This window comes from Bradyrhizobium sp. Ken51 (assembly GCF_055807435.1).
This window is the reverse complement of record NZ_JBVVPB010000028.1, coordinates 33,204-57,161: the sequence shown is the minus strand read 5'-3', so window position 1 is coordinate 57,161 and position 23,958 is coordinate 33,204. Positions and strand designations below refer to the sequence as shown.

26 protein-coding genes are annotated in these 23,958 nt (G+C 63.5%); 18 read left to right on the top strand and 8 right to left on the bottom strand.

Annotated features, from left to right (window positions below):
- Window positions 1-9: 9 nt before the first annotated feature.
- Together AC0L27_RS32650 and AC0L27_RS32645 are read right to left on the bottom strand one after the other, a co-directional pair.
- Window positions 10-894: a transporter gene (locus tag AC0L27_RS32650; RefSeq protein WP_473321802.1), complete on the bottom strand. Its 885-nt coding sequence runs from the start codon at window positions 892-894 to the stop codon at window positions 10-12.
- A gap of 213 nt (window positions 895-1,107) precedes the next feature.
- Entirely contained in the window at window positions 1,108-1,467 is a 360-nt protein-coding gene (locus tag AC0L27_RS32645) for a hypothetical protein (RefSeq protein ID WP_007601391.1), read from the bottom strand.
- A gap of 87 nt (window positions 1,468-1,554) precedes the next feature.
- Between AC0L27_RS32645 and AC0L27_RS32640 the strand changes: the two genes are divergently transcribed.
- Genes AC0L27_RS32640 through AC0L27_RS32625 form a run of 4 tightly spaced genes read left to right on the top strand, consistent with a single transcriptional unit; the run spans window position 1,555 to window position 4,375 of the window.
- Window positions 1,555-2,535, top strand: coding sequence for an ABC transporter substrate-binding protein (locus AC0L27_RS32640; RefSeq protein WP_473321832.1), 981 nt, complete (start codon window positions 1,555-1,557; stop codon window positions 2,533-2,535).
- A gap of 1 nt (window position 2,536) precedes the next feature.
- Window positions 2,537-3,274 carry an ABC transporter permease gene (locus AC0L27_RS32635; protein ID WP_275173206.1) on the top strand — a complete coding sequence of 246 codons (738 nt, stop codon included), beginning with the start codon at window positions 2,537-2,539 and terminating at the stop codon, window positions 3,272-3,274.
- The gene (locus AC0L27_RS32630; RefSeq protein ID WP_473306020.1) at window positions 3,264-3,974 is read left to right on the top strand and encodes an ABC transporter ATP-binding protein; all 711 of its coding nucleotides are present in this window, start codon (window positions 3,264-3,266) and stop codon (window positions 3,972-3,974) included. Before AC0L27_RS32635 ends, AC0L27_RS32630 begins: the two co-directional genes overlap by 11 nt.
- 47 nt (window positions 3,975-4,021) lie before the next feature.
- Window positions 4,022-4,375, top strand: coding sequence for a hypothetical protein (locus AC0L27_RS32625; protein ID WP_473321801.1), 354 nt, complete (start codon window positions 4,022-4,024; stop codon window positions 4,373-4,375).
- Window positions 4,376-4,385: 10 nt separating this feature from the next.
- Here the strand turns inward: AC0L27_RS32625 and AC0L27_RS32620 are convergent, their stop codons facing one another.
- From AC0L27_RS32620 to AC0L27_RS32605, 4 genes are all read right to left on the bottom strand, one after another.
- Window positions 4,386-4,595 (bottom strand): hypothetical protein, encoded by a 210-nt coding sequence (locus AC0L27_RS32620; RefSeq protein WP_027566545.1) that lies wholly within the window; start codon window positions 4,593-4,595, stop codon window positions 4,386-4,388.
- 133 nt (window positions 4,596-4,728) lie between these two features.
- On the bottom strand, window positions 4,729-5,634 hold the full coding sequence (locus AC0L27_RS32615) for a hypothetical protein (protein WP_473321799.1): 906 nt from the start codon (window positions 5,632-5,634) through the stop codon (window positions 4,729-4,731).
- Between the two features lie 36 nt (window positions 5,635-5,670).
- Window positions 5,671-5,751, bottom strand: a complete 81-nt coding sequence (pqqA, locus tag AC0L27_RS32610; protein WP_018460299.1) for a pyrroloquinoline quinone precursor peptide PqqA — start codon at window positions 5,749-5,751, stop codon at window positions 5,671-5,673.
- A gap of 171 nt (window positions 5,752-5,922) precedes the next feature.
- Window positions 5,923-6,315: an EF-hand domain-containing protein gene (locus AC0L27_RS32605; RefSeq protein ID WP_473321798.1), complete on the bottom strand. Its 393-nt coding sequence runs from the start codon at window positions 6,313-6,315 to the stop codon at window positions 5,923-5,925.
- Between the two features lie 342 nt (window positions 6,316-6,657).
- On the opposite strand from AC0L27_RS32605, the gene AC0L27_RS32600 reads away from it, so the two are divergent.
- From AC0L27_RS32600 to AC0L27_RS32570, 7 genes are all read left to right on the top strand, one after another.
- The gene (locus tag AC0L27_RS32600) at window positions 6,658-8,322 is read left to right on the top strand and encodes a methanol/ethanol family PQQ-dependent dehydrogenase (RefSeq protein ID WP_275173213.1); all 1,665 of its coding nucleotides are present in this window, start codon (window positions 6,658-6,660) and stop codon (window positions 8,320-8,322) included.
- Between the two features lie 10 nt (window positions 8,323-8,332).
- On the top strand, window positions 8,333-8,689 hold the full coding sequence (locus tag AC0L27_RS32595; RefSeq protein WP_354210602.1) for a c-type cytochrome: 357 nt from the start codon (window positions 8,333-8,335) through the stop codon (window positions 8,687-8,689).
- Window positions 8,686-9,615 carry a substrate-binding periplasmic protein gene (locus tag AC0L27_RS32590; RefSeq protein ID WP_473321795.1) on the top strand — a complete coding sequence of 310 codons (930 nt, stop codon included), beginning with the start codon at window positions 8,686-8,688 and terminating at the stop codon, window positions 9,613-9,615. The genes AC0L27_RS32595 and AC0L27_RS32590 overlap by 4 nt, the downstream gene beginning before the upstream one ends.
- A 332-nt stretch (window positions 9,616-9,947) precedes the next feature.
- Window positions 9,948-10,508: a hypothetical protein gene (locus AC0L27_RS32585; protein WP_473321794.1), complete on the top strand. Its 561-nt coding sequence runs from the start codon at window positions 9,948-9,950 to the stop codon at window positions 10,506-10,508.
- Window positions 10,466-10,885, top strand: coding sequence for an FUSC family protein (locus AC0L27_RS32580; protein WP_473321792.1), 420 nt, complete (start codon window positions 10,466-10,468; stop codon window positions 10,883-10,885). The genes AC0L27_RS32585 and AC0L27_RS32580 overlap by 43 nt, the downstream gene beginning before the upstream one ends.
- 110 nt (window positions 10,886-10,995) lie before the next feature.
- A complete protein-coding gene (locus AC0L27_RS32575) occupies window positions 10,996-11,985 on the top strand; it encodes a Bug family tripartite tricarboxylate transporter substrate binding protein (protein WP_473321791.1) in 990 nt (329 codons plus the stop codon).
- Window positions 11,986-12,114: 129 nt separating this feature from the next.
- The gene (locus tag AC0L27_RS32570; protein WP_354065550.1) at window positions 12,115-12,540 is read left to right on the top strand and encodes a hypothetical protein; all 426 of its coding nucleotides are present in this window, start codon (window positions 12,115-12,117) and stop codon (window positions 12,538-12,540) included.
- Between the two features lie 59 nt (window positions 12,541-12,599).
- Here the strand turns inward: AC0L27_RS32570 and AC0L27_RS32565 are convergent, their stop codons facing one another.
- Window positions 12,600-13,568, bottom strand: coding sequence for a helix-turn-helix domain-containing protein (locus AC0L27_RS32565; protein ID WP_106946412.1), 969 nt, complete (start codon window positions 13,566-13,568; stop codon window positions 12,600-12,602).
- A 511-nt stretch (window positions 13,569-14,079) separates the two neighbouring features.
- Here AC0L27_RS32565 and xoxF5 point away from each other — a divergent pair.
- From xoxF5 to AC0L27_RS32530, 7 genes are all read left to right on the top strand, one after another.
- Window positions 14,080-15,885: a lanthanide-dependent methanol dehydrogenase XoxF5 gene (xoxF5, locus tag AC0L27_RS32560; RefSeq protein WP_275173221.1), complete on the top strand. Its 1,806-nt coding sequence runs from the start codon at window positions 14,080-14,082 to the stop codon at window positions 15,883-15,885.
- Window positions 15,886-15,994: 109 nt separating this feature from the next.
- On the top strand, window positions 15,995-16,483 hold the full coding sequence (locus tag AC0L27_RS32555) for a c-type cytochrome, methanol metabolism-related (RefSeq protein ID WP_354210642.1): 489 nt from the start codon (window positions 15,995-15,997) through the stop codon (window positions 16,481-16,483).
- Window positions 16,484-16,543: 60 nt separating this feature from the next.
- Window positions 16,544-17,653, top strand: a complete 1,110-nt coding sequence (locus AC0L27_RS32550; RefSeq protein WP_027566533.1) for an S-(hydroxymethyl)glutathione dehydrogenase/class III alcohol dehydrogenase — start codon at window positions 16,544-16,546, stop codon at window positions 17,651-17,653.
- Between the two features lie 34 nt (window positions 17,654-17,687).
- Window positions 17,688-18,251 carry an S-(hydroxymethyl)glutathione synthase gene (gfa, locus tag AC0L27_RS32545; RefSeq protein WP_275173223.1) on the top strand — a complete coding sequence of 188 codons (564 nt, stop codon included), beginning with the start codon at window positions 17,688-17,690 and terminating at the stop codon, window positions 18,249-18,251.
- Window positions 18,252-18,876: 625 nt separating this feature from the next.
- The gene (locus AC0L27_RS32540; RefSeq protein ID WP_007612984.1) at window positions 18,877-19,329 is read left to right on the top strand and encodes a (2Fe-2S)-binding protein; all 453 of its coding nucleotides are present in this window, start codon (window positions 18,877-18,879) and stop codon (window positions 19,327-19,329) included.
- A gap of 1 nt (window position 19,330) precedes the next feature.
- Window positions 19,331-21,643, top strand: coding sequence for a xanthine dehydrogenase family protein molybdopterin-binding subunit (locus tag AC0L27_RS32535; protein WP_473321789.1), 2,313 nt, complete (start codon window positions 19,331-19,333; stop codon window positions 21,641-21,643).
- 57 nt (window positions 21,644-21,700) lie between these two features.
- Window positions 21,701-21,961, top strand: a complete 261-nt coding sequence (locus AC0L27_RS32530) for a hypothetical protein (protein ID WP_473321787.1) — start codon at window positions 21,701-21,703, stop codon at window positions 21,959-21,961.
- A gap of 222 nt (window positions 21,962-22,183) precedes the next feature.
- Here AC0L27_RS32530 and AC0L27_RS32525 read toward each other — a convergent pair whose 3' ends face one another.
- Window positions 22,184-23,923 carry a methanol/ethanol family PQQ-dependent dehydrogenase gene (locus AC0L27_RS32525; protein ID WP_354065538.1) on the bottom strand — a complete coding sequence of 580 codons (1,740 nt, stop codon included), beginning with the start codon at window positions 23,921-23,923 and terminating at the stop codon, window positions 22,184-22,186.
- Between the last annotated feature and the right edge of the window lie 35 nt (window positions 23,924-23,958).

The window sequence follows — 23,958 nt, the reverse complement described above, 5'->3', positions numbered from 1 at the left end:
CATCCTCCCTCAATATCCTTCGCCCCAACGATACTGCCATGCGATACCAACAGCTGTCAGTTCGCTTCCCGTGCGGCTGGTGAGGCCGGTGCTGGCAGAGAGCTTGACTGAGTTTTGCCGATCGATCGGAAACGCAACCGTCACGCCCGCGCGCGAAATGGCCTGCTCGTTGTCGTTTTTGATGCCGTTGAGGATCGTGCTGCCGCCGGCGAAATACAGTCCGTCCAGCGCCATCCATATGCCGGACTGGAACGTGTAGATGACATGTCCCTGCACCGCATAGATCGGAGCCTGCGAGAACGTCTTGCCGCCGAAAAAGTCGGTGTTGTCGCTGAAGAAGGTCACGCTGGGGGCGAGCTCGACCGTCCATGGTCCCCATGCCTTTGAAATTCCGAGCTCGGGCCGGAACGACCAACGGTTGCCGCCGAGGTTGAGCAGCTTGGTGCTGTCATATTGCCCGAGGGGCGCGGAGACCTGAAGGCTTACGCCCACGATCAGATCCTGATGGTAGCTGGCGAAGTCCTTCGCCGAGAGCGCGGGAGCCCCAAACAGGTTGACCGAGACACGAAATCGCGGATCGCCCAGACCGGACATCTCCCGTTCGCGCGGCTCGCCGTTGACGAGCCCATGCGCGGCAAACGACGATGTCGGCACGATCGCGTCGAACTTGGCCGACTGGCCGGCGAGGTCGAAGGACCGAACATAGGCCACTACGCCGGTATCGGAGCGGAATGTGGCATCGGCGATCGCGGTGCTGGGATCGAACGCGAGCTTGCCTTGGGCGTAAACGTAGCCCGAGATCAGGAAATTCAACCCGACAGGCGTATTCGAATACGATCGCGGCTCGGCCTCCTGCGCGCTCGAATTCGGGACCGCCGACAATGCGGCGATCATTCCCAATGCCGGGCCGAGCGGGAGCCGTCTTGCGCGACGCACTAGAGGCGCATCGGCGTTTGCATCATCGATGATGGGCGTATCAGCAACCGCCCGGTGCACTCCAACGCCGTGCCGGTCCATCGAGATATCCTACCAAGCAAGCTCGTCGGATCATACCATCGAAGCTCCGCAGGCGATCTTGACGAGGGAAGCGAAGCCGCGCGGCAACGGTCAAAAACACCTCACCTCGGCTTCCGCCTGCGCGCGCCTGAGATCGTTCACCGCGGAATTCGCCTGCTCTGACGTGCGGAACTGGACACCGAGATTACCGCGGACCTGGGACATGCTGAGCGCGGTCTCGGCGGTGACGTAGCGCTCATAGGGCACGATCGAGGCCACCACGTCGATCGAACAGGAACATTGCTCGATCGCCTGCCGGCTCTCGCCATTCGCCTTCATGCAGCCATAGACGTATTCGGCACGCGCCGACGTCGGATAATCATTGGCCTCTTCAGCCTGCGCAGCGAGCGCGGTCGCAGCCCACACCGCCAATGCGGCGACAATCGGTCGTAGCTGTCCGGCCAGATTCATGAGCGTCCTCCCGCTGGTTGCGACGGAAGCTATGCTATGCGTATTGTCCTGAAAAGCACTCTATCAGAGGAAACGGCTCACAAGGTGATGAGAGCATTTGGTCGATCATTGGCGCTCGCGGTGACGCTGGCGCTGACACTAGCCGGGCCCGGCCGCGCCGCGGATACCATCCGCCTTGCGGTGCAGAAGACCGGAACATTCTCCTGGGAGCTGGCCGCGATCCGCGCCGGCGGCCTCGACAAGGAGGCCGACCTGTCGCTCGACGTCAGCGAGCTTGCGAGCCCCGAGGCCGGCAAGATCGCGCTGCGCGCCGGCAATGCCGACATCATCCTGTCCGACTGGTTGTGGGTGTCGCGCGAGCGCACGCTCGGCGCCAAGCTCACCTTCTATCCCTATTCCAGCGCGCTCGGCGCGGTGATGGTACCGGCCTCCTCGCCGATCAAGTCGCTGGCCGATTTGAAGGGCCGCAAGCTCGCCGTCGGCGGTGGTCCCATCGACAAGAGCTGGCTGCTGCTCCAGGCGCGCATGAAGCAGGACGGCATCGACCTGAAGTCGGAGGCGACCATCGTCTATGGTGCTCCGCCGCTGATAACCGCCAAGGCGCTCGACGGCGAGATGGATGCCAGCCTCAACTTCTGGAATTTCTGCGCACAGCTGGAGGCCAAGGGTTTTAAACGTCTCGCCGGCATCGAGGACATCCTGCCGAAACTCGGCGCCAAGGGCGCGGTCTCTGCAGTCGGCTATGTCTTCGACGAAAGCTGGGCGGCAAGTCATCGCGAGGCCGTGGCGCGCTTCATCGCGATGACTCGCAAGGCCAAGCAGCTGCTGGTGACCTCGGATGCCGCCTGGGACAAGGTCGCGCCGCTCACCGGCACGAGCGATGCCACACTGCTCAAGACCTATCGCGAGCGATATCGCGACGGCATTCCGCGCCGGAGCATCGATGACGAAGAAAAGGACGCGCGCGTGCTCTACCGCGTGCTGGCCGAAACCGGCGGCCGCGACCTCGTGGGCTCTGCCGCCGAGCTCGATCCCGGCACGTTCTATCACGCAGTTCCCGGAGACTGAGGTGCTGCGTCTTCTGTCGTTTGCCCTGTTCCTCGCGATCTGGTGGATTGCCGCGCTGTTCGTCGGCGCCACAAAGCTGCCGTCCCCGCCCGCCGTGCTCGACGTCGTCATCGCGGAAGCATCGAGCGGCGCACTGTTCCTGCATCTCGGCGCCACGCTCGCCCGCGTGAGCCTCGCCTTCGTGCTGGCGATGTCGCTCGGTAGCGCCATCGGCTATCTGATGGGGCGGGTGAAGCTCGCCGACCGGCTCGGCGATCCCTGGCTGATCCTGCTCCTGAACCTCCCCGCGTTGGTCGTGATCGTGCTGGCCTATATCTGGGCCGGGCTCACTGAAGCCGCAGCGGTCGCGGCGATCGCCATCAACAAGCTGCCGACCGCCATCGTCACCCTGCGCGAGGGCACGCGCGCGCTCGACCGCTCGCTGGACGAGATGGCGAGCGTGTTCGCGATGCCGCGCTGGCGGGCCTTCCGCCACGTCGTGCTGCCGCAGCTGGCACCCTATATTGCAGCCTCAGCCCGCTCCGGATTGTCGCTGGTGTGGAAGATCGTGCTGGTCGCCGAACTCCTGGGCCGGCCAAACGGCGTCGGCTTCGAGATCGGCGTTGCTTTCCAGCTGTTCGACACGCCGCGGCTGCTGGCCTATTCGCTGACCTTCGCCGCCGTCGTGCTCGTGATCGAGACCGCGCTGGTGCAACCGTTCGAAGCCCGCGCAACACGGTGGCGACCCCGTGCGGCTTGAGGTCGATATCACAGGCAAGAGGTTCAGGAGTGCCGCGGGCGGAACGCAGGAGGTGCTCGCGCCGGTCAGCTTCGCGCTTCAATCCGGCGAGGTCGGCGTGCTGATCGGTCCGTCCGGCTGCGGCAAGAGCACGATGCTTCGCATCATCCTCGGGCTCGACCGCGATTTCGAGGGACGCGTCTCGCGCCCGCCGGAAGCGCGGATCGGCATGGTTTTCCAGGAGCCGCGGTTGCTGCCATGGCGCTCGGTCGAGCAGAATGTGCGGCTTGCGGCACCCGATGTCACTGATGCCAAGCTCGCCGAGCTGTTCAGGATCCTGGAGCTGGACGCGCACCGCAGCCACTTTCCCGGCGAGCTATCGCTCGGCCTCGCCCGGCGCGTCGCGCTCGCCCGCGCGTTTGCTGTCGAGCCCGATCTGCTCGTGCTCGACGAACCCCTCGCCTCGCTCGACGATGCACTCGCCGGCCGTTTGCGCGACGAGATCGCGACGCTGGTGGCGCGCCGTCCGGTAATGACGCTGCTCGTCACCCACAGCCTGGACGACGCGATCCGGCTCGGCGACCGCCTGTTCTTGCTGTCGCCGCGACCGGCGCGCATCGTGCGGGAGGTGCCGATTGCCATCCCGCGCGCGGAGCGCAGCGAGGCCGAGCTCGGCCGGATCAGGGCCGAGCTCGCGGCGTTGCAGCTTGAATCGAAATGAGAACTCATGGTCAATTGGACCAACGACATCTTCGCGGGAGGTTCACCATGCGGCGTACGCTGATTGCGATCGGCATCCTGTTGGTTGCGATGCCGGGCGCGGCGCTCGCGCAGGCCAAGGGCAAGGGTATCCGGCTCTGGAATCTGACGACGGAAACGATCTCCGGCTTCCAGCTCTCGCCAGCCGGGAAGATCGAGTGGGGGCCGAACCAGTGCCTGAACGACAAGGACAAGGAGGTCGACCACGACGAGCGGCTGCGCATCACCGGCGTCGAGCCCGGCCGCTACGACGCCAGGGTCAGCTATCCCAATACCCGGCAGTGCATCGTGCGCGACATCGAGATCAAGGCGGATGCGGTATTCTCGATCGCCGACAAGGATCTGAAGGACTGCACGAAGTAACGCCGGCGGCTCACGCCTTGTCGTTCGGGTGCGGGTATTCGCAGCGCCACCGCACCGCCTGCCACTTCGGATGGTCGCCAACCCATTGCGCGATATAGGGCGGCGCAGCCATCGCGCATTGCGTCGGCGACCCCGCATAGTTGAACACCAGATGCTGCTCCTCGCAGGTCGCAGGCGAGAGCACCGCACACACAGTCACCACCAGGTCGATCGGGTTCATGCCGGGATCCTCGCAGAGGCGATGAAGATTAGCACAAAAGGTTACGCTCCGAGCAGCGGGAAGTTTCAATCCGGCCGCGAGAAATAAAACGGGAATTGCCCCGTCGCCTCTCCCCGCAACCGGGGCGCGAGCGTTAGAAATTGACCCCAAACACCAGCCTCGCCTGGTGGCGCTCGAAATTGACGAGGTCAAGATTGCCGCCCGACCCGGCCGGACGGCCCCAGGCCTGCATGCTCCAGCTCATGGTCAGGCGCGAGCGCTCGGAAAGCTGGAAATAAGCGGTCGGACCGACGAAGAGGGCCTGGCCTGCGAACTCGCCGAGGCCGATGCCTTCATACTGCCGGAAGTAGCGCACCTCGCCGCCGAGCAGCACGTCGGGACGCACCCGCACGAGGCCGGCGAAGGCCGCGCCGATCGTCGAGCTCTTTTCGGACCGTCCCGCCATCTCGAAGCGTGCCCATTCGGGTTGATAGATCAGGTTGAGCGCCCCGATCGCGAAGTTCGGGATCAGCTCGCGATCGAAGGCGAGCGTGAAATCGGTACCGTACATCCGCCCTTTTGCGCCCGAGGTCTCGTCGATGCGGTCGCCATGGAGTTCGGCGGCGACAGTCAACCCGATTGGCGCGCGCTCGCGATCGAGCAGGCGATAGCGCAGGTCGAGCGAAGCGCCCTGAAAATTGAACTGGCGGCGGTCGCCGATATCGGGGACGCCGGTGATGTCGTGCAGCGTGGCGGTGCCGCCGACCTCGATCCGGAAGTTCGGCAGCGGCACGATCTCGATCTCGACCTCCTGCGACAGGGCGCGATAGGTCCCGCCGCCTTTGCCGAATCGTCCTGTCGTTTGGGTCTGGAATTCGCGCTCGCCGGGATTGCCGACATCGGTGCCGATCATGAAGCCGAAGATGTGCTCGGTATCAAAGCCCTCTTCGGCGCTGACGCATACCGGCGCGAGCGCGACGGTGCAGGCGGCTATGGTCCAGAATGTATGGGCTCTCGCGCGCATCCCCGACACTACCACGGCTTCGACGGTGGTTGCCATCGAAGCCGCGGCAGGTCGTCAGTCTTACTTGTGGTCTTACTTGCGCAAAGCGCAGGCGTACATGTTGATTTCCATGCCGACCGGCACTTCCACGATCTTCGGAGCTTTCCAGGCCATTCGGGGACTCCCAAGGGATTGAGCGCGACATCGCGCCGGCCAAAACCTAGGGCTGCGTCAGTCACAGCGCAAGTCTGGAATCGCGCCGTCGACACAGCGAACTGCCGCATCGCGCTTGCAAATTTCTCTCTCGGGCAACTCGCCTTCGCTCCCAGTCAAGCGGCGCTGTTCTCACCGCAACAAGCGCAGCAGCGCACGGCCGGCGCGCGAGTTCAGCTCCTTCCCATCCAGCGTTCCATCCTTGTCGGGATTCGCTGCGTTGAAGCGCTGCTCCACCACCGAGAGATATTCGTCGAGCGTGAGAGTCCCGTCGCGATCGGGATCGGCGGCGGCGAGTTCTTTTGCCGTTAACCGTCCGCGCAACTCGCGGGCATCGAGCGTGCCGTCGTGATCGGGATCGAGCTTCGCGAACGACGCGGCCGCCGCTTTCTTCACCTCGGCAAGATCGAGCGTGCTGTCATTGTCGGTATCGAACGTCTTGACCGGGGTGCCGGAGGCCGACCATGCCGGACCGGACAGCAGCGCAATTGTGAGCGCAAGTGCAACAGAGCGACGCGATATCATGAAAATCTCCCTCACCAAGAGCTCCGATTCGAACCGGATCGAAACGACATAAGTCCACAAGCGAGCCTCGGTTCAAGCCCCGAATTGCAGCCTGCGCTCGGCACAACTTGCGGAACCCGTCGGCCCGACCGCTGCCGTCGCGCACGCGCTCTGCATCATGCCGCGGAATTTCTTCAGCGCCTGCGCACAAGTGAGCATGGCTTGTCAGGTCTCCGTCAGGTGACGACATCCGGTCGCCCACCATATCGGCGTCCCAGATACGACTTTCGTATTGACGCGTTTTGCATTCGGGCGGAGTGTTGCTGTCGCAGCGTCAATAGGCGCGCATATTGGGAGGAACGGATGAAACGCTTTGCGATGGCCGCGGGCCTCGTCATGCTTGCATCGTCTTGTGCAAATGCACAAACCAGCGAGCAGCTGGTCAAGGGTGCGACCGATACATCGAACGTTCTCAACTACGGGATGGGCTACAATCTCCAGCGTTTCTCGACGCTGAACCAGATCAACAAGGACAGCGTCAAGAACCTTGTCCCGGTTTGGAACTACTCTTTCAACGACGATCGCAGCGAGGAATCGCAGCCGCTGGTGTACCAGGGCGTGATCTACGTGACGTCGCACAACGCGACCATGGCGGTCGACGCCAAGACCGGCAAGCAGATCTGGAAATCCAAGGTCGAGTATCCTGCCGAAACGCCGCGCATCGTCTGCTGCGGCATCATCAATCGCGGCGCCGCGCTCTATGAGGGCAAGGTGTTCCGCACCACGCTCGATGCCAACGTGATCGCGCTCGACGCCAAGGACGGCAAGGAGCTGTGGCGGCAGAAGGCGGCCGACATCAAGGAGGGATATTCGATGACGGTGGCGCCGCTGGTCGCCGACGGCGTCGTGATCACCGGCATCTCCGGCGCCGAGTTCGGCACCCGCGGCTTCATCGACGGCTGGGATCCGGCCACGGGCAAGCACCTGTGGCGCACCCATTCGATCCCCTCCCCGGACGAGCCCGGCGGCGACACCTGGAAGGGCGATACGTGGAAGCTCGGCGGTGGCTCGACCTGGATTACAGGCTCCTATGATCCCGAGCTGAACACGGTCTATTGGGGCATCGGCAATCCCGGCCCGTTCAATTCCGCAGTGCGCCCGGGCGACAACCTCTACACCTGCTCCGTGCTGGCGATGGATCCCAAGACCGGCAAGATCAAGTGGCACTACCAGTTCTCGCCCAACAATCCGTTCGACTATGACAGCGTGGCCGAGATGGTCCTCGCCGACATGAACGTCGAGGGCAAGCCGACCAAGGTGCTGATGGACGCCAACCGCAACGGCTTCTTCTACGTGCTCGACCGCACCAACGGAAAGCTGCTCGCGGCCAATCCTTACGTAAAGGTCAACTGGGCGACCGGAATCGACATGAAGACCGGACGTCCCATCGAGACCGACGTCTCGAAGGACGCGCGTGAGGGCAAGAAGGTGACAGTCTATCCGTCTATTCTCGGCGGCAAGAACTGGGAGCCGATGTCGTTCAATCCGCAGACCGGCCTCGCCTACGCCAACACGCTCGCCTTCGGTGGCAGGTACAAGACCGAACCCGCCACCTTCAAGCAGGGTGAATGGTATCTCGGCATGGACCTTACCGATCTCTGGGAATGGGGTGACGGCCCGCGCGGTCATCTGAAGGCGATCGATCCCATGACCGGCAAGGCGAAGTGGGAAGCACCAAGCGACATCCCGCGCTTCTCCGGCGTGCTGTCGACCGCGGGCGGCGTCGTGTTCTCGGGCGCGCTGACCGGGGAGTTCGAGGCCTTCGATGCCGACACCGGCAAGAAGCTCTGGCAGTTCCAGACCGGCTCGGGCATCGAGGGACAACCGGTGACCTGGCAGCAGGACGGCGTGCAGTATGTCGCGGTGACAAGCGGCTATGGCGGCGTCTACTCGCTGTTCTCCGGCGACGAACGGCTGGCCAAAGTGCCGCCCGGCGGCTCGCTTTGGGTTTTTGCGGTCAAGCAATAACCACGGCACGATGCTGAGAATGCTATCCCACAAGACGGTGGCGATCCTCGCCACCGTCGCGGTGCTGACGGTCGCACTTGCGGCGACCGTTCGTGCCGCGGATGACTCAACCGGCAATCCCGTGCAGGCGCAGATCGACCACGGCAAGTCGACCTATGCCGAGAAATGCTCGCACTGCCACGGCCCCAACATGATGAATCCCGGCACCATCACGCCGGACCTGCGCGCCTTCCCCGACGACAAGACGCGCTTCGTCACCACCGTGAAGAACGGCAAGAACAACAAGATGCCGCCCTGGGCCGATATTCTCAGCGACGAGGAGATCGGGAATCTCTGGGCCTTCGTCTCGAGCCGGAGAAAACCATGACGCGCTGGCTGGTCGCTTGGAGCATTGCCGCGATCCTCGCGGCGGCGGCCACGGCTGCACGCGCGGCCGACGATCCGCTCAAGATTTGTCTCGACGAGGACCGGCCACCGCTCTCGGTGCATCACAAAGGCAAGCCGGACTCGGGATTCGACGTGCTGCTGGCGCAGGCGCTCGCCGACCGGCTCGGACGGCCGCTGACGATCCAGTGGTTCGAGAGCAAGCTGGATGAGGATTCGAGCCCGCAGCTCGAGGCCAATGCGCTGCTGTCCGACGGGCGCTGCTCGCTCGTCGGCGGCTACGCTCTGACGACGGACTCCCTGGTCAAGCCCGGCATGAAAACGGCGCGCCTGCCGGATTTTGCCGGCGCCACGCGCGACGACCGGCGCCGCCGCGTCGCGCTCGGCGTGCTCGCACCGAGCCAGCCCTATGTCTACTCGCCGATGACGGTCGTGCTCGGACCGAAGGCGCGGGGTCGCAAGATCGGCGATATCGGCGACCTCGCCGGCCTGCGCCTCGTTATCGAGAGCGGCTCGCTGGGCGATGCGATCCTCATGACCTTCGACAAGGGGCGCCTGATCGACGACATCACGCATCTCGTCCCCGGCCGCGATGATCTCCTCGGCGCACTTGCCCGTGGCGATTATGACGCGACGCTGATCGACCTCGGCCGCCTCGACTCCCACCGCGCCGCGCACCCCGATACGGCGATCACCGCGTCCGGCTACTACTATCCGATCGGGGCCAATCGCGGCTATGTCGGGCTGGCCAGCGATCCCGCGCTGATCGACGCCGTCAACAAGGCGCTGACCGGGCTTGCTGCCGAGGGCAAGATCGCCGAATTCGGCAGGCAGGCGGGGCTGACCTATCTGCCGCCGCGGGAGCCTGCGGTCCTCGGCGACGTCTGGATGAAGATCATTCAGCGTTGACGCTCTCGCTTCCCGCTGTGTCCAGTCTCGAGACTTAAATCTTCGCCCGCAACTGCATCAACATCGTCATTGCGAGCGTAGCGAAGCAATCCAGAGTCCCTCCAGAGAAAGACTGGATTGCTTCGCTACGCTCGCAATGACGGAGTGTGGAGCGGCGACGGCGCATCTCTTGAATCAACCTGACGGCATCCACTCGCTTAGTGGCGCCCCGCACCGTATGATGTCTGCGTTCTCATTCGCCCTTTCGGTGCCCCGTGAATTCCCCGACCACTACTGCCAACCTGCGCGACCTCCTCGCCCGGGAAATCAAGACCGGCGAGCTGGTGCGGGCGTTGGTCGTCGTCGGCCCGGTGATCGCCGCGTATTTCGTCGCGCGCGAGACGGCGCTGCTGAATCTTGGTTTGGTCGCGGTCTCGTTGCTCATTCCTGCGCTCAGGTTGCACCTGCCGCCGAAAGTCGTCGCGTGGCATTATCTCGCCATCCTCCTCACCTTTGCCGCGCTGTTCCTGGCGAGCCCGATCAAGCCGCTATTCGCAGTGCTGACGGCGCTCGCCGGATTCCTTGCGGTCGCGGTGACACGCCATGGCGAACATTTCCGCACGCTCGGGAATTGGGTGTTCATCCCCGCCGTGTATCTTGCCTGCGAGGTGCGGGAGGGCGTGAGCGCCTCGGAAGCCCTGCGCCATGCCGGCATGATCATCGTGTCCTCCCCGATCGCGCTGGCTCTGGTCTGCGCTATCCAGATTTACGATCAGCGACGGTGCGGCGATGCCGCGACCTCGTTCGGAGCGCCCCGGCCGAGTGGTTTGTGCCCGCGGCGGCAACCGCCCTTGCGGTGTTCGCTGCGGCGGTGCTGGTCGAGATCCTCGGTCTCGCGCAGGGCCAATGGGTGATGTGGTCGGCCGCAAGCGTCGTGGTCGGCGATCTCGCCGCTTCTACCGGCAAGCTGAAGCAGCGGGCGATCGGCGCCGTCGTCCGCGTGCCGCTCGGCTTCCTTGCCGGCATAGTGCTGCCGCAAAGCCGGATCGGCTATGCGCTCGCGGTTCTCGCGGCCACCCTCACGCTGATCTCGTTCTCCCGCTACATCATCGGCTTCGGCCTGCGCTGCTTCTTCATCGCGCTGGCCGCCTCTTTCGCTGGGAGCGCCAGCGGCATCGCGGAGGAGCGCATCCTCAACGTGCTGATCGGCGGCACCTTCGGCTTGCTTGCGGTAGCCCTGACCGAAATCGTCTGGCTGCGTGTCATGCGAAAGGTGCGATCGTCCGGATGACGCCCGAATAGGCACAATGCGGCCCTTCGAATGCGCCAATCTGTCTCGCCTGCCACCCATGGCAGAGGCGACCCGATGCAGTACCGTCGGCGGCAATCCGGGAGAGAATCATGTCCGCAACGCTCGATCGCCGCAACTTCATCGCCGCCGGCACCGCGACGCTCGCGATGCCTTTCGTCTCGCGCGGCGCCTCGGCGCAGGCTGCGTGGCCATCGCGGCAGATCCGCATGATTTGCAGCTATCCCGCCGGCGGACAGACCGACCTGCTCGCGCGCGCCTATGGCGAATTCATTGCCAAGCAGGTCGGAAAGACCGTCGTCGTCGAGAACAAGCCCGGTGCCGCCGGCGCGATCGGGACGGCGGAGGTTGCCCGCTCGGAGCCCGACGGCCACACCATCCTGTGCTCGATCTCGACCACCTACATCATGAACCGGGTGGTGATGAAGGCTCCGGGCTACGACATGGACAAGGATTTGACGCTCGTCAGCGTCATTCCGGGCGCCGGCTTGTTGCTGGTGGCGAACCCGAAAACCGGCGTCAAGACGCTGGAGGATTTCGTCGCCTTTGCGCGCAAGAGCGGCAAGGTCAACTTCGGCACCTATAGCGCGGGCTCGGCCCCGCATATGACGGTCCATGAGCGCAACAAACAGTACGGCCTTGCCATCGAGCCGATCCACTATCGCGGCGAAGCCCCGATGTGGACGGGCATGTTGGAGGGTACGCTCGATGTGGCCATGGGCAGCTACACCGCAGCGCAATCGGTTTTGCAGAGCGATCGCGGCACCGTGTTCGCGGTGCATTCGAAGAAGGTCGACGCCATCCCTGATATCAAGACCCTGCCCGAGCAGGGCGCGACGTCGAAATTCTTCACCGTCAGCGGCTTCTCCGGTTGGGCCGTGCCGAAAGCGGCACCGCAGCCGGTCGTCGACCGCCTGGCGGAGCTTTGCGTCGCTGCCAACAGCGATCCGAAGGTGAAGGAAGTGCTCACCACGTTCGTGCTCGAACCCGCGATCGGCTTCAAGGAAACCAACGCGCTGTATCAGCGCGAACTGCCGATCTGGATCGAGAGCGCACGGTCGCTCGGCCTCGAGCCCTCCTGAACCGCGAGCAAGACGCCCTTCGCGGCGCAGCATCCGACCAAAGCCTAGTGCCGGAAACGCATTTTCCCGCTATGATTGTGCGACGCTGGCGGGAAGGTTTGACCGGCGCGGAGAAGAAAGGCCGATCCCATGACACCGGATGGCGTTGCCGTAGCCGTCATGATCATCCTGCTCTTTCCGATGGGCTATTTCACGCTGGCGTCTCCGGCCTTCCTGCTGGTGAAGCTGGATATCCAGCCCGTCGCCCAGCTTTTGCGCGGAATGTTCAATGCGCATTTTCTGGTGATGCGCATTGCCGGACTGATTGGGACGGTCGCTTTCCTGCTCGACGGTCGTTTGGTCGCCGCGATGGGCGTTGGCCTCCTTGCAGCCTTGGCGATCTACGGACGCCGCGGGTTCATGCAACGGATGGACGAACAGCTCAGCGCGAGGGACGCCGGCGATGCCGAGGCCCCGCGCCGGCTACGCCGACTGCATTGGAGTGGAATGCTGGGCAACGCGGTCTTGCTCGTCGCTCTCCTGACCAGCATTCCCTACATCGCCATATCGGCGTGAGAGACATCGCGGGCGCGTGACGGCCAACCCTGGTCGTCGACGCCGAACCTGGCGTTTGCCTAATGCTCGTCCGCGGCAACGGCGCCCTGTTGCGCCTTGTGGATCGAGGAAGGCACCACGCCGAAATATTTCCGGAACACCCGGCTGAAATGCGATGAGCTGGAGAAGCCCCAGGAGAACGCGACGTCGGTGATGGTCTTGCCGGCGTGGGCCTCGAGCTCCTGGCGGCAATTCTGAAGACGCGCCTGCCAGATGTAGTCGCTCACCGTTGTGCCGCGCTCCGAGAACAGCATGTGCAGATAGCGCTTGGAGCAACCGAGCTCGTTGGATATCTGGTCGATGCACAGATCCGGATCGCGCAAATGTTCTCGGATGAAGAACTGCGCGCGCACATAGGTCGCTTCGGGCCCGACGCGATCGAGCATCGTGTCCGCCTCGCGCAGCGGCAGCAGCAAGAGGTCGATCAGCGAATCGGCGACCCCGACTGCACTGTTCGCCGACAGCTTGGCCGCCTCGTCGAAGGTCGCATGCACGAAATCGTGGGCGATCCGCCCCGTCCCCGTGCGTGAGGTCAATTTGCAGGCGGGCATCCGCTGCGACGGGAATCCGCGGTCGCGCAGCAGCGCCTTCGGCACGATCACCACGTCGTGGCGCGTGAAAGCCGGGCTGATGATCGAATGCGGACAGGAGACGTCATAGGCGATGATGTCGCCGGGGTTCAGCTCGATGTGGCGACCTTCCTGCTCGAAATAGGACACGCCGTATGTCTGGAAGTGGATCTTGATATACGGATGTTCGTTGGCCTTGGCGCGCGCCAGCGTGTGCGCGATGCGATGCTGGCTGACCTCGATCTGGCAGAGCTTCAGGCGCGAGACGCTAGTGTAGTCGATGCGGCCTTCGAGCGAAGACGCTTCCAGCGGATCGACGTCGAAATGCCCACACAGGCTGGTCAGCCCGTCGATCCAGCTCTGGATCTGCCGCTTCGGCGTCATTCCCGTCGTCGAGAGCGTGTGAATTGTGTCGGACATTAATCCAGCCACTGGTTTGATCCGGAGATTTTGACGCGAATCGCGAGCCGCGCTGCCGGAGCCCTGAACCGTGATTGCGTGACGTTTACCTCGATTTTGAGCGATCTTGTGGAACGAGCGCCATCGTTCCATTGCCACCCTTGAAAGTTAATCCTCCGCCTTAGTTGCTGCGCCGTCAAGGGGAACCTAAGCGTGGAAGGCGGTCCCAAACCGCTGCGGAAGCCGCTGAATTCGCTACTGCAAAATCAAAATCTTCGCGGCCGTGCGCTGTCAAGCAAACCAGCTTCTCTCTTGGGCAAGTTTCCCGGTGGCGAAGTCGCTACGGATGCATCAGGACAACAAAAACGGGCCGCTCCTGCACGTGGACCCGTAGCTCTCATCAGGAGGAGAAAGCACCACAGCATCGTTTCTGGTCCCAAACGTGACCGCCCTGCACGAGCAGACACCGGACGAGAAGCCCGGTGATTGAGCAATGCTTCGGAAAAATAAACGAGACAACGGAGGAATGACTATGCGCAAGGTACTACTGGCGACCTTTCTTGGGTCCGCGGCGGCTCTCGCCGTAGGCAGCGCGTCAGCCAATGACGAGCTGAACAAGATGGCGCAGAACCCGAAAGACTGGGTGATGCCGGCGGGCGATTATGCAAATACCCGCTATTCCAAGCTCAACCAGATCAATGCTCAAAACGTCGGCAAGCTCCAGGTCGCCTGGACCTTCTCGACCGGCGTGCTGCGCGGCCATGAAGGCGGCCCGCTGATCATCGGCAACATGATGTACGTCCACACGCCATTCCCGAACAAGGTCTACGCTATTGACCTTTCGAACGAGAACAAGATTGTCTGGAAGTACGAGCCGAAGCAGGATCCGAACGTCATCCCCGTGATGTGCTGCGACACAGTCAACCGCGGCGTATCTTACGGCGACGGCAAGATCTTCCTGCATCAGGCCGACACCACCCTGGTCGCGCTCGATGCCAAGACCGGTCAGGTTGCATGGACCGTCAAGAATGGCGATCCCGGCAAGGGCGAGACCGGCACCTCGGCGCCGCTCGTCGTCAAGGACAAGGTGCTGATCGGCATCTCCGGCGGCGAGTTCGGTGTTCAGGCCCATATGACCGCCTACGACATCAAGACCGGCAAGCTGGCTTGGCGCGGCTACTCTGAAGGGCCGGATGATCAGATCCTGGTCGACGCAGAGAAGACCACCGCACTCGGCAAGCCGGTCGGCAAGGACTCGAGCCTGAAGACCTGGCAAGGCGATCAGTGGAAGATCGGCGGCGGGGCCACCTGGGGCTGGATCTCCTACGACCCCGAGCTGAACCTCGTCTACTACGGATCGGGCAATCCCTCGACCTGGAATCCGAAGCAGCGTCCCGGCGACAACAAATGGTCGATGACGATCTGGGCTCGCAACCCTGACACCGGGCAGGCCAAGTGGGTTTATCAGATGACGCCCCACGACGAGTGGGACTATGACGGCGTCAACGAGATGATCCTCTCGGACCAGGCCATCAACGGCCAGCCGCGCAAGCTGCTGACGCACTTCGATCGTAACGGCCTCGGCTACACGCTCGATCGTGCCACCGGTGAACTCCTGGTCGCCGAAAAATACGATCCGAAGGTGAACTGGACCTCCGGCGTCGACATGGACAAGAACTCGCCGACCTACGGCCGCCCGAAGGTGCTCGACGCAGCTTCGACCGACAAGGCGGGCGAGGACCACAACGTGAAGGGCATCTGCCCGGCCGCGCTCGGCACCAAGGACGAGCAGCCGGCAGCCTACTCGCCGGACACGCAGCTGTTCTACGTTCCGACCAACCACGTCTGCATGGACTACGAACCGTTCAAGGTGAGCTACACCGCGGGCCAGCCCTATGTGGGTGCGACGCTCTCGATGTATCCGCCGCAGGGTGAAACCCACATGGGTAACTTCATCGCCTGGGACGGCAAGACCGGCAAGATCGTCTGGTCGAACAAGGAGCAGTTCTCGGTCTGGTCGGGTGCGCTCGCAACCGCGGGCAACGTGGTGTTCTACGGAACGCTCGAAGGCTACCTGAAGGCAGTCGACGCCAAGACCGGCAAGGAGCTCTACAAGTTCAAGACTCCCTCCGGCATCATCGGCAACGTCACCACCTATGAGAACGGCGGCAAGCAGTATGTCGCAGTGCTCTCCGGCGTGGGCGGCTGGGCCGGCATCGGTCTGGCGGCAGGCCTGACCGATCCGACCGCCGGTCTCGGCGCAGTCGGCGGCTACGCGGCGCTCAGCAACTACACGGCACTCGGCGGTACGCTGACCGTGTTCTCGCTGCCCAACTAGACCTCTCAGCATCGCTCCGGCGCGTGGATCAACTCCACGCGCCGGCTCGTCTCACCGAATGCCTTCCGAGGAAAATCTCTTGCGTAAAATCTGCTCTGCCATTGCTGCGATGTTCTTGGTCGCGTCCGGGGGAATTGCCGTCGCGGACGGCTCAGGTGACCCGACTGCCGTCAAGCAGAACGAAACCGGCGAATGGTCCGACAAGGAAGGCAACCCAACCTACAAGGTCACTGACGGATCCGTCGACTGGTACACCTATTCCGGATACCGCCGCTATCACTCGGACTGCCATGTGTGTCACGGCCCGGATGGAATGGGCTCGACCTACGCCCCGGCGCTGAAGGATTCGCTGAAGACGATGAGCTATGCCGATTTTCTCGGCGTCGTCGCCTCCGGCCGCAAGAACATCTCGACTGCCGCAGACAACGTGATGCCGGCCTTCGGCGATAACCCGAACGTCGCCTGCTACATGGACGATCTCTACGTCTATCTGCGCGCCCGGTCCAACGAGGCCTGGGGCCGCACAAGACCCGGCAAGCACGAGGACAAGAACGACGCCTATACCAAGAACGAAGATTCGTGCATGGGCAAGAAGTGAACGTGCGGAGCCCGACCAGGACCTGGTTCTTGGCGCCCTGCTGGATTTGAGGAGTTTACGATGAAGACACGTGCCGCCGTCGCTTTCGAAGCCAAGAAGCCGCTCGAGATCGTCGAAGTCGATCTGGAAGGACCGAAGGTTGGCGAAGTCCTGGTCGAGATCAAGGCGACGGGCATCTGCCATACCGACGCCTACACGCTCGACGGCTTCGACAGCGAGGGAATCTTCCCGTCGATCCTGGGCCATGAGGGCGCGGGCATCATCCGCGAGATCGGTCCTGGCGTGACCTCGGTAAAGCCGGGCGACCATGTCATCCCGCTCTACACGCCGGAATGCCGGCAATGCAAAAGCTGCCTTAGCCAGAAGACCAATCTCTGCACCGCGATCCGCGCGACGCAAGGCAAGGGCGTGATGCCCGACGGCACCAGCCGCTTCTCCTACAAGGGCAAGCCGATCTACCACTACATGGGCTGCTCGACCTTTTCGAACTTCACTGTGCTGCCGGAGATCGCGGTCGCCAAGATCCGCGAGGACGCGCCGTTCGACAAGAGCTGCTACATCGGCTGCGGCGTCACCACTGGCGTCGGCGCCGTCGTCAACACCGCCAAGGTCGAGCCGGGCTCCAACGTGGTCGTGTTCGGCCTCGGCGGCATCGGCCTGAACGTGATCCAGGGCGCCAAGATGGCTGGCGCGGACAAGATCATCGGCGTCGACATCAACGATTCCAAGGAGGAATGGGGACGCCGGTTCGGCATGACCGATTTCGTCAATCCCAAGAAGATCACCGGCGACATCGTCCCGCATCTCGTGACCCTGACGGACGGAGGCGCCGACTACACCTTCGACTGCACCGGCAACACCACAGTGATGCGCCAGGCGCTCGAAGCCTGCCATCGCGGCTGGGGCACCTCGATCATCATCGGCGTTGCCGAATCCGGCAAGGAGATCGCTACCCGCCCGTTCCAGCTCGTCACCGGGCGAAACTGGCGCGGCACCGCCTTCGGCGGCGCGCGGGGCCGCACCGACGTGCCGAAGATTGTCGACTGGTACATGAACGGAAAGATCCAGATCGACCCGATGATTACCCACACGCTCAAGCTCGAAGACATCAACAAGGGCTTCGACCTGATGCATGAGGGCAAATCGATCCGTTCAGTCGTCGTGTTCTAGCTCGAAAAGCGTCACCCCCAAGGAGGATCGACCCATGACTGTTGCACTCCATCCCTCGATCGATAACGGCCTCAAACAGGGCAGCGGCAGCTTCGCCGGCGGCACGCTCGCCTGCAAATGCAGCGACCATCAGGTCAAGGTCGCCGTCAAGGGCGACGTCGCGCACAACCACGCCTGTGGCTGTACCAAGTGCTGGAAGCCGCAAGGCGCGAATTTCTCCGTCGTCGCTGTGGTACCGCGTCAGAACGTCACCGTGCTCGAGAACGGCGACAAGCTCCAGATCGTCGATCCATCGGCGGTGATCCAGCGCTACGCCTGCAAGGCCTGCGGCACGCACATGTACGGCCGCATCGAGAACAAGGGCCACCCGTTCTACGGCCTCGACTTCATCCACCCCGAACTGTTCCAGGAGCAGGGTTCGCAGGCGCCGCAATTCGCCGCCTTCGTCTCGTCGGTGATCGAATCGGGCGTGAAGCCGGAGCAGATGGGCGGAATACGGGCTCGGTTCAAGGAACTTGGACTTGAGCCCTATGACTGCTTGTCGCCGGCGCTGATGGACGCGATCGCGACGCACGTGGCGAAAGCCAAAGCCGCCTAAGCAAAGGCCTCCCTGACGTTTGCCGCGCCCCGCCCGCTCGCCGGTTCCACCACAGCCAGCGAGCGGACGGAGCCGGCCCCGGGGACAATCGCGGCGCTACCGCCGCTTCTCGACTGCGCTTGTGCGGGAGCCGTCAGCTCCCTCAGTCCTGGTCTCTGAATGACTGCGCAGGGCCGCCGGCTTCCTGCTTGAAGTCCGCGGCGCCTGCGTTTCTCCCTCCCTCGACTGAGGCATCCTGCTTCGTCCGCACAGGTCTTCTGGCGGACGAAGCTTTTTTCAGTGTGCCCGTATCGAGAGGCGCGCGGCGTGGCGCCCTGCTTTTGACAAACCTTCGTTGCAATCTTTTCCCATCGAGAACAGCTGACTCAAGAATACTTGGCTGTGAACGCCAGACTGAAGCGATCCCGCTACGATCGCGACGTCGCGATGCCGCGCGAATTCAATAATCAAGAACACGACGGGAGGTATCGAACACATCCGGACATGACATAGGCATTCCTGATTCCTGCCGGGATCTGCCCGCGCGGGATAACCGCTGGAATGCGACGCCGCGCAGCGGGCACTGCACCGACCGGCATCTGGAAAATCTGAAATCAGCAAAGCTTATGAAGAGCGAGGGACGATCATGATCAAGGTGAAGATCAATGGCCAGGAACAGAGCTGGGACGGCGACCCGGATCTCCCGCTACTCTGGTTCCTGCGCGACGAGGCCGGGCTGACCGGCACCAAGTTCGGCTGTGGCCAGGCCCTGTGCGGCGCCTGCACCGTCATCGTCGACAAGGAAGCCGTGCGCGCCTGCATCACGTCGATCAACGACGTCGCCGGCCGCGAGGTCACGACGATCGAAGGACTGCATCCGAACGGCGATCACCCGGTGCAGAAGGCCTGGCGCCAGGTCAACGTTCCCCAATGCGGCTTCTGCCAGGCAGGCCAGATCATGCAGGCGGCTGCGCTGCTGATGGACAATCCAAAGCCGTCGCACGACCAGATCCGCGAAGCGATGTCCGGCAACATCTGCCGCTGCGGCTGCTACCAGCGCATCGAGAATGCGGTCCATCTCGCATCGACGGGAGTGTGACATGAATTTCATCGACAATCCGAAGAAGCTTCGTGGTTTCGAGAAGAACATCAAGGTCGAGAAGGTTTCGCGCCGCAGCATCCTGAAGGGGCTCGGCATCACCGGCGGCTTCGTGCTCGCGGCGCCCGTGATGTCGCGCCGGGCGTTCGCCTACGAGACCGGCGCCGGCAAGATGCCGCACGGCGTCGTGATAGATCCGCGCGTATTCGTCGCGGTCGCTCCCGATGGCACCGTCACCATCCTCGCCCACCGCGCCGAGATGGGCACGGGCGTGCGCACCAGCCTGCCGCTGATCGTGGCTGAGGAGATGGAAGCCGACTGGTCCAGGGTCAAGGTGGAACAGGCCCATGGCGACGAGGTCAAATTCGGCAACCAGGACACCGACGGCTCGCGCAGCACGCGGCATTATTTGATGCCGATGCGCCAGATCGGTGCCTCCGCCCGCACCATGCTCGAGCAAGCCGCCGCGAAACGCTGGGGTGTGCCGGCCACCGAGGTCAAGGCCGTCAATCACGAAGTCGTCCACAGCGCGACGAGCCGCAAGCTCGGTTTCGGCGAACTCGCAGCCGACGCTGCCAAGGAATCGGTGCCGAGCATCGAAGGGCTCAAGCTGAAGGACCCCAAGGACTTCCGCTATCTCGGCAAGGGCCAGATCGGCATCGTCGATCTCCACGACATCACCACCGGCAAGGCGCGTTACGGTGCCGACGTGCAGTTGCCTGGCATGAAGTATGCCGTGATCGCTCGCCCGCCGGTAACAGGCGGCAAGCTGGTCAAGTTCGATCCGGACGCCGCGCTGAAGGTTCCGGGCGTCGAGAAGGTGATGCAAGTGCGCGGCTGGCCGTGGCCGTCGAAATTCCAACCGCTCGGCGGCGTTGCCGTGATCGCGCGCAACACCGGCGCGGCGATCAAGGGCCGCGACGCGCTGAAGCTGACCTGGGACGACGGCGCCAACGGCAAATACGACTCCGTCGCCTACCGCAAGGAGCTCGAGGAGGCCTCACGCAAGCCGGGCCTTGTCGTGCGCCAGGAAGGCGACGCCGAGGCTGCTCTGAAGGGCGCCGACAAGGTCGTCGTCGGCGAATATTATCTGCCGCACCTTGCCCATGTCAGCATGGAGCCGCCGGTGGCGGTCGCCGACGTCAAGGGTGACAAGGCGGAGATCTGGGCGCCGGTGCAGAGCCCGGGCGGTACGCGCGAGGACGTCGCGAAGACGCTCGGCATTCCCGAGGGCAATGTCACCGTCAACGTCACGCTGCTCGGCGGCGGCTTCGGCCGCAAGTCGAAATGCGACTTTGCGCTCGAGGCCGCGCTGCTGTCGAAGGAGCTCGGCGTGCCTGTCAAGGTGCAGTGGACGCGCGAGGACGACGTCCGCCACGATTTCCTGCACACGGTCTCCGTGGAACGGATCGAGGCGGGGCTCGACAAGAGTGGCAAGGTGATCGCATGGCGCCATCGCAGCGTCGCCCCGACCATCGCTTCGACGTTCGCCGCGGGTGCCAAGAACGAGGCCCCCTTCGAACTCGGCATGGGCTTGGTCGATATGCCGTTCGAGATCGCCAACATCTCCTGCGAGAACCCGGAGGCCGCGGCGTTCACCCGCATCGGCTGGTTCCGCTCGGTCTCGAACATCCCGCGCGCCTTTGCGGTGCAGTCGATGGTGGGTGAGATCGCCCATGCGACCGGCCGCGACCAGAAGGAGACGCTGCTCGCGCTGATCGGCAGCCCGCGCATCGTCAAGCCTGCTGTGAAGGACATGTGGAACTACGGCGAGCCCTTGGACAGCTATCCGATCGACACCGCGCGCCTGCGCAAGGTGGTCGAGCTGGTCGCCGAGAAGGGCGAATGGGGCCGTCGGGTGCCGAAGGGCCATGGCCTCGGCATCGCCGTACACCGCAGCTTCGTCAGCTATATCGCGACCATCGTCGAGGTGGCCGTCGACGACAAGGGCAAGCTGACGGTGCCGCGGGTGGACACTGCCATCGACTGCGGCACCTATGTCAACCCCGAGCGCATCGCCTCGCAAATCGAGGGTGCTGCAATCATGGGGCTCAGTCTCGCCAAGTACGGCGAGATCACCTTCAAGGACGGCAAGGTGCAGCAGAAGAACTTCGACGACTTCCAGGTCCTCAGGATGGACGAATCTCCTGTGGTAACCAACGTCTACATCGTGCCGCCCGGACCCGACACGCCGCCGAGCGGCGTGGGCGAGCCCGGTGTCCCGCCATTCGCGCCGGCGCTGATGAACGCCATCTTCGCCGCGACCGGAAAACGCATCCGCAGCCTGCCGCTTGGCAAGCAATTGGAAGCATAAAGGCGGGAACACAAGGCGGCCTCGCGCCGTTTGCATCGATCTGACAGGAGCAGATCGATGACCAACACCTCAAGGGCGCTCGCAGTCTCGTTGCTGTCGGGCGCCTTTCTTTTGACGGCCACTGGCGCATACGCCCAGAGCAACACCACGCCGCCGACCACGGCGACGCGCCCCAGCACGCCGGACCAGAACTCCCTGCCCAACGCCAATGCCCCGCCCCCTTCGACCACCCAGACCACCGGGCAGCACAATCCCGATCCCAAGGTTCGCGAGATGAACCAGAAGGAAAAGGACAAGGTCGAGCGCGAGGGGAAATAGCGATCTCGCATTGCGTGCGAGCGCATCGTCGTGGCCGGGCTTGTCCCGGCCGTCTACGAGCGTTGCTATGACACGAAGACCGTGGATGCCCGGGACAAGCCCGGGCATGACGACTTTCGTGGCGTGGGCAACAATCCCGTCACGCACGCAAAATGCGGCGGACGTTGCCGTCCGCCGCATTTGCCCCCTGACACTCCGCTTCTTTCGATCCGCCAGCGGAGCCTACTTCTTCAGCGCGAACACCCAGATCACGCCGCCCTGCGGCACGTTAGCTTCGATACCAATATTGTTGGTCACGAGTGCATCCTGGATCCGCTGCGCATCCACGCCCCATCCCGACTGAATCGCGATGTATTGCGTACCGTCGATCTCATAGGACACCGGCATACCCATGATGCCGGAGTTGGTCTTCTGCTCCCACAGCAGCTCGCCACTCTTGGCGTTGAAGGCGCGGAAGTTGCGGTCGTTGGTGCCGCCCACGAAGACGAGATCGCCCGCAGTCGCCGTCACTGAGCCGAACAGCTGCGACTTGGGGAAGTTGTGTTGCCACATCTTCTTGCCCGTGACGGGATCCCAGGCCTGGAGCTCGCCGAAATGATCCGCGCCCGGCTTCGTCTTCAGGCCTATGTCCTCCGGCTTGGTGCCGAGCCAGAGCTCGCCCGGCTTGAGCGGAACCTTCTCGCCGGTGAACCCGCCGCAGAAATTCTCGTTGGCGGGCACGTAGACGAGGCCGGTCTTCTGGCTGTAGGCCGCCGACGGCCAATCCTTGCCGCCCCACAGCGACGGACAGAATTCCACGCGCTTGCCAACCATCGGCTTGTGCGCGGGATCGACGATCGGCCTGCCGCTCTCGGCGTCGATGCCCTTCCAGACGTCGGTGGAGACGAACGGCCAGCCGGCAACGTAGTTGATCTTGGTCGGCGTGCGCTCGAGTATCCAGAAGATCGCATCGCGTCCCGGATGGACCAGGCTCTTGATGTTGCGACCGTCGCGTTGCAGGTCGATCAACATCGGCGCTTCGACCTCGTCCCAGTCCCAGGAATCGTTCTGGTGATACTGGTGATAGGTCTTGATCTTGCCGGTGTTCGGATCGAGCGCGAGCACCGAGGAGGTATAGAGATTGTCGCCGGGATGCATCTCGCCGGGCCACGGCGCTGCGTTGCCGACGCCCCAATAAATCGTCTTGGTCTCCTTGTCGTAATTGCCGGTCATCCAGGCCGAGCCGCCGCCGTTCTTCCAGTCGTCGCCCTGCCAGGTGTCGTGGCCGGGCTCGCCTTCGCCCGGAATGGTGTAGGTCCGCCACAGCTCCTTGCCGTCCTTGGCATCATAGGCGGCGACATAGCCGCGCACGCCGAACTCGCCGCCGGAGCCGCCAACGATGACCTTGCCGTCGACGACCAGCGGCATCAGGGTCATGTACTGGCCCTTCTTGTAGTCCTGCACCTTGGTGTCCCACACCACCTTGCCGGTCTTGGCGTCGAGCGCGACGACATGGTCGTCGGTGGTGGCGAGATAGAGCTTGTCCTCCCACAGGCCGACGCCGCGGCTGGTCGGATGCAACTGGAACAGATCGTCGGGGAGCTGCCGCTTGTAGCGCCAATATTCGTCGCCGGTCTTGGCGTTCAGCGCGATCACCTGCCCCATCGGGGTCGCCACGAACATCACGCCGTTGTTGACGATCGGCGGCGCCTCGTGGCCCTCGACGACGCCGGTGGCGAAGGTCCAGACCGGCGTCAGGTTCTTCACGTTGGAGGCGTTGATCTGGTCGAGCGGGCTGTAGCCCTGCCCGTCATAGGTCCGCCGGTAAAGCATCCAATTGGCGGGCTCCGGATTTTCCAATCGCTGCGCGGTGACCGGAGAATAATTCTCGATCGGGCCTGATACGGCGGCGGTCGAGGCAAGAGTCGATGCAAGACACGTGAAGGCGACGAAGCCGGACAGTAACCACTGCTTCCTGGTCATGGCGTTCCCCTTTTTCATCCGTTTGAATTCTTGTT